This window comes from Pseudomonas sp. HP_08, assembly GCF_055284095.1.
The window spans coordinates 273,116-280,615 of sequence record NZ_JBTOQC010000054.1; the positions used below are offsets into that span (position 1 = coordinate 273,116).

At 65.3% G+C, this 7,500-nt stretch carries 7 protein-coding genes; 6 read left to right on the plus strand and 1 reads right to left on the minus strand.

The features are described 5' to 3' along the window. Positions 1-5 precede the first annotated feature (5 nt). From sbnA to ACYAS9_RS31695, 5 genes are all read left to right on the plus strand, one after another. Positions 6-2,039, plus strand: a complete 2,034-nt coding sequence (sbnA, locus tag ACYAS9_RS31675; protein WP_463572450.1) for a 2,3-diaminopropionate biosynthesis protein SbnA — start codon at positions 6-8, stop codon at positions 2,037-2,039. After that, positions 2,039-3,778, plus strand: coding sequence for an FAD/NAD(P)-binding protein (locus ACYAS9_RS31680; protein ID WP_463572451.1), 1,740 nt, complete (start codon positions 2,039-2,041; stop codon positions 3,776-3,778). The genes sbnA and ACYAS9_RS31680 overlap by 1 nt, the downstream gene beginning before the upstream one ends. Continuing rightward, positions 3,775-4,422 (plus strand): LysE family transporter, encoded by a 648-nt coding sequence (locus ACYAS9_RS31685; RefSeq protein ID WP_463572452.1) that lies wholly within the window; start codon positions 3,775-3,777, stop codon positions 4,420-4,422. Before ACYAS9_RS31680 ends, ACYAS9_RS31685 begins: the two co-directional genes overlap by 4 nt. 86 nt (positions 4,423-4,508) lie before the next feature. Beyond that, the gene (locus ACYAS9_RS31690) at positions 4,509-5,663 is read left to right on the plus strand and encodes an iron-containing alcohol dehydrogenase (RefSeq protein ID WP_463572453.1); all 1,155 of its coding nucleotides are present in this window, start codon (positions 4,509-4,511) and stop codon (positions 5,661-5,663) included. Continuing rightward, positions 5,663-6,802 (plus strand): serine hydrolase domain-containing protein, encoded by a 1,140-nt coding sequence (locus ACYAS9_RS31695; protein WP_463572454.1) that lies wholly within the window; start codon positions 5,663-5,665, stop codon positions 6,800-6,802. The genes ACYAS9_RS31690 and ACYAS9_RS31695 overlap by 1 nt, the downstream gene beginning before the upstream one ends. 19 nt (positions 6,803-6,821) lie before the next feature. Here the strand turns inward: ACYAS9_RS31695 and ACYAS9_RS31700 are convergent, their stop codons facing one another. After that, on the minus strand, positions 6,822-7,277 hold the full coding sequence (locus tag ACYAS9_RS31700; RefSeq protein WP_463572455.1) for a hypothetical protein: 456 nt from the start codon (positions 7,275-7,277) through the stop codon (positions 6,822-6,824). 103 nt (positions 7,278-7,380) lie between these two features. Here ACYAS9_RS31700 and ACYAS9_RS31705 point away from each other — a divergent pair. Further along, on the plus strand, positions 7,381-7,500 hold a 120-nt coding region (locus ACYAS9_RS31705; protein ID WP_463570231.1), incomplete at its 3' end, for a helix-turn-helix domain-containing protein.

The following is a 7,500-nucleotide window of genomic DNA, read 5'->3' on the forward strand; positions in this document are numbered from 1 at the left end:
CGAGCATGTTTGACACCATCGGCGACATCATTCACGACCGCACCTTTCTCAACGTGGCCGGTATCGGCCCTGACTTTCACCTGAAAATGGAGTCGTTCAACCCGGCAGGCTCGATCAAGCTCAAGACCGCCGTCGCCTTGATCGACGACCTGCAAGCGCGCGGGCTGATCACGCCCGACACCGTGTTGATCGAGTCGTCGTCGGGCAATCTGGGCGTGGCGCTGGCCATGCTCTGCGCCAGCCGTGGCTTGCGGTTTACCTGCGTGGTCGACCCCAACAGCGCCAGCCACAGCATCCGTGTGATGCGCAGCTACGGCGCCGAGGTCATCCAGGTCGACACCGCCGACGCCAACGGCGGCTTTCTCGGCACGCGCATCGCGCTGATCCGCGACCTGCTGGCCCGCGACGCGCGCTATGTGTGGCTCAACCAGTACGAAAACGCCGCCAACCCGCGCGCTCATGCGCAGACCACGGCGCGCTCGATCGGCGAGCACTTCGGCAAGATCGACTACCTGTTCGTCGGCGCCGGCACCACCGGCACGCTGATGGGCTGCGTGCAGTACTTTCGCCAGCAGCATCCACAGACAAAGATCATCGCCGTCGACAGCATCGGTTCGGTGACCTTCGGCACGCCGGCCGGGCGGCGTTTCATTCCGGGGCTGGGCACCAGCCAGCGGCCGCCGATCTTTGACCCGCAAGGCATTCATGCCCTGGAGATGGTCCCCGAAGCGCGCACCGTGGCCATGGCCCGTTTGCTGGCGCGCAGCCGCGGCCTGCTGGTCGGCGGCTCGACCGCCACGGTGGTGGCCGCCGTGCATGCCTGGCGCGAGCGCATCGAACCCGGCGCGGTGGTGGTGGCGCTGTCGCCGGACTGGGGCGAACGCTACCTCGACACGCTGTACGACGATCAATGGGTCGAGCAGCGCTTTGGCCGTGAAGTGCTGGGCATGACCCTGGCGGACCTGACGATCGAGGCCGCGCACACCACCTACTTTGCCGAGCCAGGCCCTGAATCCGAGCCTGGCGATGAACCAGGACGTGCCGCCTTTCATGTGGTCGACGGTGAAAGCGTGGCGCAGATTCTGGCCAGCGACCCGCAAGCCAGCATCGAGGATGTACGCCTGGCGTATCTGCACCACGAGGCGGGGCGCACCATTAACCCGGACAGCTACTTTCTGCGCTTTCCGGCGCAACCGGCCAACCGCATCATTGCCTTGCCGGCCAGCCTTGAAGGCGAGCAGCCGGTGACCGGCATCAAGTGGATCTCCAGCTTTCCGGGCAATATCGACACCGGCCTGCAACGCGCCTCAGCGGTGCTGCTGCTCAACGACCCGCACACCGGCTACGCCTACGCCTGCCTGGAAGCCTCGCGAATCAGCGCCACCCGCACGGCGGCGTCGGCGGTGCTTGGCGCACTGTGGATCAACAAGCAGCAACGGCATGCCGGGCACCTGGCGCTGGTCGGCGCGGGCTTTATTGCCCGCACCATCCTCGATCTGCTGGTCGCCGATGGCTGGCAGTTCGAGCACATCAGCGTCCACGACAGCCATGCCGATTCTGCCCAGGCGCTGATCGAACACGCCCGCCAGCAACACGGCCTGCACATTGAGGCCGTGCAGCTGCGCGCCAGCCTCAGCGCAAATCTGCTGGTGTTCGCCACCACCGCGCCCAGTCCGTATGTGCTGGAGCCGCTGCTGGTGCCTGGGCAAATCGTCCTGAACATCTCGCTGCGCGACCTGGGGCCTGCGTTGATCGCGCAGGCCAACAACCTGTTCGATGACGTCGAGCATTGCCTCAAGGCCGGCACCTCGCCGCAACTGGCGGTGCAGGAATATCAGCACCGCACGTTCATCACCGGCACCCTGGCGCAGCTGATGCTCGGCGAGATCACCCTGGACCCGGCGCGGCCGACGATCTTCTCGCCGTTCGGCCTGGGCGTGCTCGACCTTGCAGTCGGCCAGCGCGTGTACCGCCAAGCGGTGGCGCAGGGCAGGGCGCTGCCGGTGCCGAACTTCTTCTTTGAATCGAATCGGTGGTGATGCGCATGACGACCTGCACTGATGCACTGCGCATCGCCATCGTCGGCATGGGCTCGCGGGGCCTGAGCCTGCTGGAGCAATTCATTGCCCTGCACCGGCATGACGGCCGCGCGCTGCACATCGACCTGTTCGACCCGCAAACCCCGGGCGGCGGCCTGCACCAGAGCGAGCAGCCCGACTACCTGATGCTCAATACCATGGCCGGGCAACTCTCGGCGTTTTGCACCGCACACCCGGCGACCGAGCCGCCGGGTATGAGTTTTCTGGCGTGGTGCCAGGCCCATGATCTGCGCCTCGATGCGCGGGGCCATGTCGACAGCAGCGGCCACGGACGGCCGATCGGCTTTGGTGATTTTGTGCCGCGGCGCTTGCTGGGCCGCTACTTGCAAGACAGCTACCGCTGGCTGCTTGGCCATTGTCCGCAGGCGTTGCAGGTGCGGCATGTGGCGCAGCGGGTAGTCAGTGCCCAGCCGCTGGCTGAGGGCTGGCAATTGCGCACGCAGCAGGGTGAATGCCGCGCTTATGACGCGCTGTTCATCACCTGCGGGCATGCCACGGCGGCACCGTTGCCTGCCGACATCGGCCAGCGCGTGGCGATTGAAGGCCTGGGGCTGAGCGCTATGGACACGCTGGCGGCCCTCACCGAAGGGCGCGGCGGGCGCTTTGTCGCCGACAGCAGCCTGGCGGGCTGGCGCTATGTGCCCAGCGGCGCAGAGCCACGCCTGTACCTGTACTCGCGCAGCGGCCGGCCGTTTCATGCCCGCCCGCACTATGACGCAGCAGAGCGTCACGCTTGGCCACGGCTGTACTTCACCGCCGCCGCCATCGAGGCGCTGCGTCGTCAGGCAGCGCAAGGCCAGCTGGATTTCGCGGGTGAAGTGCTGCCGCTGATCGAGGACGAAATGCGCGCCGTGTTCTATCAGGCCCGCGTGTGGCTTGAAGCCCCGGCGCAACTGAGCGACCTGCAACAGACCTTGCGCCACGCCGTGGGTACGCCTGAGCGACATGCGCTGTTCGCCCGGCTGGGCGAGCAATGGGGGCCGTTCGACCCTGCGCAGTGGCACGCCACTGAACGCTGGAACGGCGCGCCTGACAGTTACGCCGCCTGGTTCCGGCAGTGGATCGAGCACGACCTGATCCGCAGTCGCGCAGGTACTTCGCGCAGCCCGCTGACCCAGGCGCTGGAAGTCTGGCGTGATTACCGCGACCTGCTGCGTCGGGTCGCCGACCACGATGGCTTGCAGGCGCACTCGACGCAGGCGTTCTACGCCGTGTATGCCGGGGTGTCCAACCGGCTGGTAGGCGGGCCGCAATGCGAACGCTATGAAGACCTGCTGGCGCTGATCGAGGCCGGTGTGGTCGAGGTGCTGGCGCCGGCGCAGGCATCGATGCTGGACGTCGACCACCTGATTCAGGCGCGTGTCAGCCCCAGCGGTCTGCTGCATAACCGCAATGAACTGCTCACTGATCTGCTGCGCCAGGGCCTGATCCATGCCGCCCATCCGTACCCGGCCGACGGCGTGGCCATTGACACCGCCAGTCGTGCGCTGCGCCCAGACGGCCGGCCCCATTCACGCCTGTGGGTGCTGGGGCCGGCGGTCGAAGGCTGCACTTTTTACAACCACTACGTGCCAACCCCCGACCCCGCATGCCTGGCGCCCTTACAAGCGCGGCGGGCGGTACACGACTGCCTGCAAAGCCTGACTCTCTTATCGACGGACCTGAGGAACGCTTCATGAACGAACTCACTTTGCTTACCGCCCTGGCCGGTGCCTTTATCGTGCTGATCATCAGCCCCGGCCCGAACTTTCTGGTCATCACCCAACTGTCGTTCAGCCAGTCGCGCCAGCAAGGCATCTGCGCAGGTTTGGGCGTGGCCTCCGGCAGCATCATCTGGGCCTTGCTCGCTGCCACAGGTCTGGGCCTGATGTTCCAGCAACTGCCGTGGCTGCAACCGGGCCTGCAACTGCTCGGCGGCGCCTACCTGACCTGGCTGGGCACCAAGAGCCTGCGCAATGCCGGCAGCCAGCCGGCCCCGCGTGACATCAAGGCGCTGGGCATCGGCAGCCTGAGCCGCGCCTACCGCTTCGGCCTGCTGACCAACATGACCAACCCCAAGGCCCTGGCGTTCTACACCAGCGTGTTCACCACCGTCGCCGCCCCTGGCCTGCCGATGTGGGTGCGCACGGCCGGCGTGTCGATCATCGCCGTGCTGGCCATCTCGTGGTTCGTGCTGCTGGCCACGCTGTTCTCGATTCCAGCGGTGCAGGAGCGCTATCGCCGCATGAAAAAGGCCATCGACATCATCACCGGCCTGTTCATGGTCGCCTTCGGCCTGCGCTTGCTGCTGGGCCTGATTCCAGCGGCGTGGCTGCATTTCTAAGTCCCCGGACCGGCCTGATGCCTGGCGCCGAAAGGGTGAAACCAGCCGCCATGGCATTCGCACTCATCTTTCAAGGAACGACTTTTATGCACACCAGTAACTGGCATTACCCCACTTCCATTCGCGTCGGCGCCGGCCGTGCGCGGGAACTGGCCGAGGCGTGCCGCGACAGCGGTATCCGCAGGCCGCTGCTGATCACCGACCGCGACCTGGGCAGCAGCCACATGATCCAGCAAGCGCTGGACGACTGCCGCCGCGAGCTGGGCCACTGCGCGCTGTTCGATCAGGTCAAGGGCAATCCCACCGGCACCAACGTCGCCGAAGGCCTGGCCGCCTACAAGGCCGGCAACCATGACGGCGTCATCGCCTTTGGTGGCGGCTCGGCGCTGGACGCCGCCAAGGCCGTGGCGTTGATGTCCGGCCAGCGTCGCCCGCTGTGGGATTTCGAAGACATCGGCGACAACCACCTGCGCGCCGACCCCGACGGCATCGCGCCGCTGATCGCCTTACCGACCACCGCCGGCACCGGCTCCGAAGTCGGTCGGGCGGCGGTGATCACGGACGAAGAGGCGCAGGTCAAACGCACCATTCTGCACATCCGCATGATGCCTAAAGTGGCGATTCTCGATGCGCGGCTGACTCTCAGCCTGCCCACGCACCTGACCGCCGCCACCGGCATGGACGCGCTGACCCACTGCATGGAAGCCTGGTGCTCGCCGGTCTGGCACCCGATGGCCGAAGCGGTGTCGGTCAAGGGCATGCAGATGATCAAGCGGCACCTGCCGCGCGTGGTTGAAGACGGCCAGGACCTGGCGTCGCGCGAGCAGATGCTGGTCGCCTCCAGCCTCGGCGCGGCAGCGTTCCAGCGCGGCCTGGGCGGCGTACACGCCATCGCCCAGTCGCTGGGCGCGCTGTACGACCATCATCACGGGCTGCTCAACGCCATCGTGCTGCCTTATGTGCTGCTCGCCAACGAAGCGGTTTTGCACCGGCCGATGGAAGACCTGGCGCACGCCCTGCGCTTGCCGGTGCCGGGCTTCAAGGGCGTGCTCGACTGGCTGCTGCAACTGCGCGAAGACATGGGCATCCCGCACACCCTGGCGGCCTTGGGCATCGACGAACGCGATGCGCGGCTGATCGGGCAGATGGCCTTTAACGACGGCTGCTCGCACACCAACCCGGTGCGCCATTCGGCCGAAGGCTACCAGCAGATCTTCAGCCACGCGGTGCGGGGGTTCTGATGCTCGACGCCCGCGCACTGCAGCGCGTCAGTGAGGTGTGGCACCGGCACATCGACAGCGGGCAGATTGTCGGCGGCGTCTTGCTGCTGGCCGAAGCTTGCGAGCTGCGTTATGCCAGCGCCCGGGGCTGGGCCGACATCGAAGCGGGCAGGGTGATGCAGCGTGACACGCGCTTTCGCCTGGCTTCGCTGAGCAAACTGCTCACCTCGGTGGTCGCCTTGCGCCTGTGCGAACTGGGCGTGCTTGGCTTGCAGCAACGGATCAGCGACTGGCTGGGGGAATTTCGCCCGCGGCTGGCCGATGGCCGCGAAGCCGAGATCACGCTGCGGCACTTGCTGTCGCACACCAGCGGCCTGAGTTACGGCTTTGAGCAACCGCCGGGCAATGCCTATCAGCTCGCGGGTGTGTCCGATGGTCTGGATGATGGGCAACTGACGCTTGAGCAAAACCTGCAACGCCTGGCGCACGTGCCCTTGCTGTTCAAGCCGGGCAGCGCCTGGGGCTACTCGCTGGCCACCGATGTGCTGGGTGCGGTGATCGAAAAGGCCAGCGGCTTGCCGCTGGCCCAGGCCATCGCCCGCTGGGTGACCGAACCCTTGCACATGACCGCCACCGGTTTTGTCGACCGGCCCGAATGCCCGTTGGCGCGGCCTTACAAAGACGCGCCCGGTTTACCGCAAGCCATCGCCGCTCACGACAGCCTGCTGCTCGACAGCGGCCTGGCGCAGTTGTCTGCCAGCCGTGCTTGCAGGGCCGACGCCTATGCCTCGGGCGGCGCCGGCCTGCTGGGTACGGCAGACGACTATTTGCGCTTGCTCGAGTGTTTGCGAATGGGCGGCGCGCCGCTGCTGACCCCGGCCAGCACCGCTGCCTTGCTGGGCAACGCGCTGGGCGATCTGCCGATGGCCAGTCGCGGTCCGGGATGGGGTTTTGGGCTGGGGCCTGCGGTGCTCACAGACCCCGACGCTGCCGGGCATGTACAAGGCGTCGGCACGTGGGGCTGGTGCGGGTTGTTCGGCTGCCACTATTGGGTCGACCCGCAGGCGCAACTGAGCCTGGTGGTCATGACCAATACCTCTGTGGCCGGGGCCTGGGGCACGCTGGCGGACGGGCTTGTGCAGGCTATTTATCGGCGTTGATGGCCGGGAGGCGTGGAGCTTATTTCATGCCAATCAAACCTTTGGCCAAGTCCCGGCTTTTGCTGTCCATGCTCTTGGCACTCATGGCATTGTTCAGCGCATTGGTGGCTTGCCCTAGCGCCGACTGCATGCTTCTGATCTCGGTCGTGAGCATCTCCCGTTGACGTTTGATTTCGTCGTCGGTCAACGTCTTGTCGCTCAGAATTTCCATCAACTCCTGGCTTTTCTGAGCGATCTTTTCCTGAAGTTTGCGAATGTTCTTCAGGGCTTCCTTTACCTCTTCTGGCAGCGGCGCGTTGTCGATGTCGGCATACTTTTCGCTTTCCAGCTTTTCCTGGCCTTCCCTGGAGATATCAACCTTGGTCGTGGCAGGGGTAACGCTGGTGCTGACCGTATTGTCGCTCGCAGAAACTGCTGCTGAGCTGGCAACCTGCAGGTGCAGGACAGGGGTGTAATCGGATGAGTCGATTTTCATCCAGATCGCTCCGAGAAACTCCTTCCTTCAGGTGGGGGAGGAAAGGAGCGCGGCGTAGCAATATATACTGTACATAAATACAGCTTGATGGCGCCATCCACCGATGAGCAAACGCGCCTATAAATTCAGGTTTTACCCCACTTCAGAGCAGAAACTGCTACTGGAGAAAACCTTTGGCTGTGTACGCTACGTCTACAATTACATCCTGGATTTTCGCTCCAAA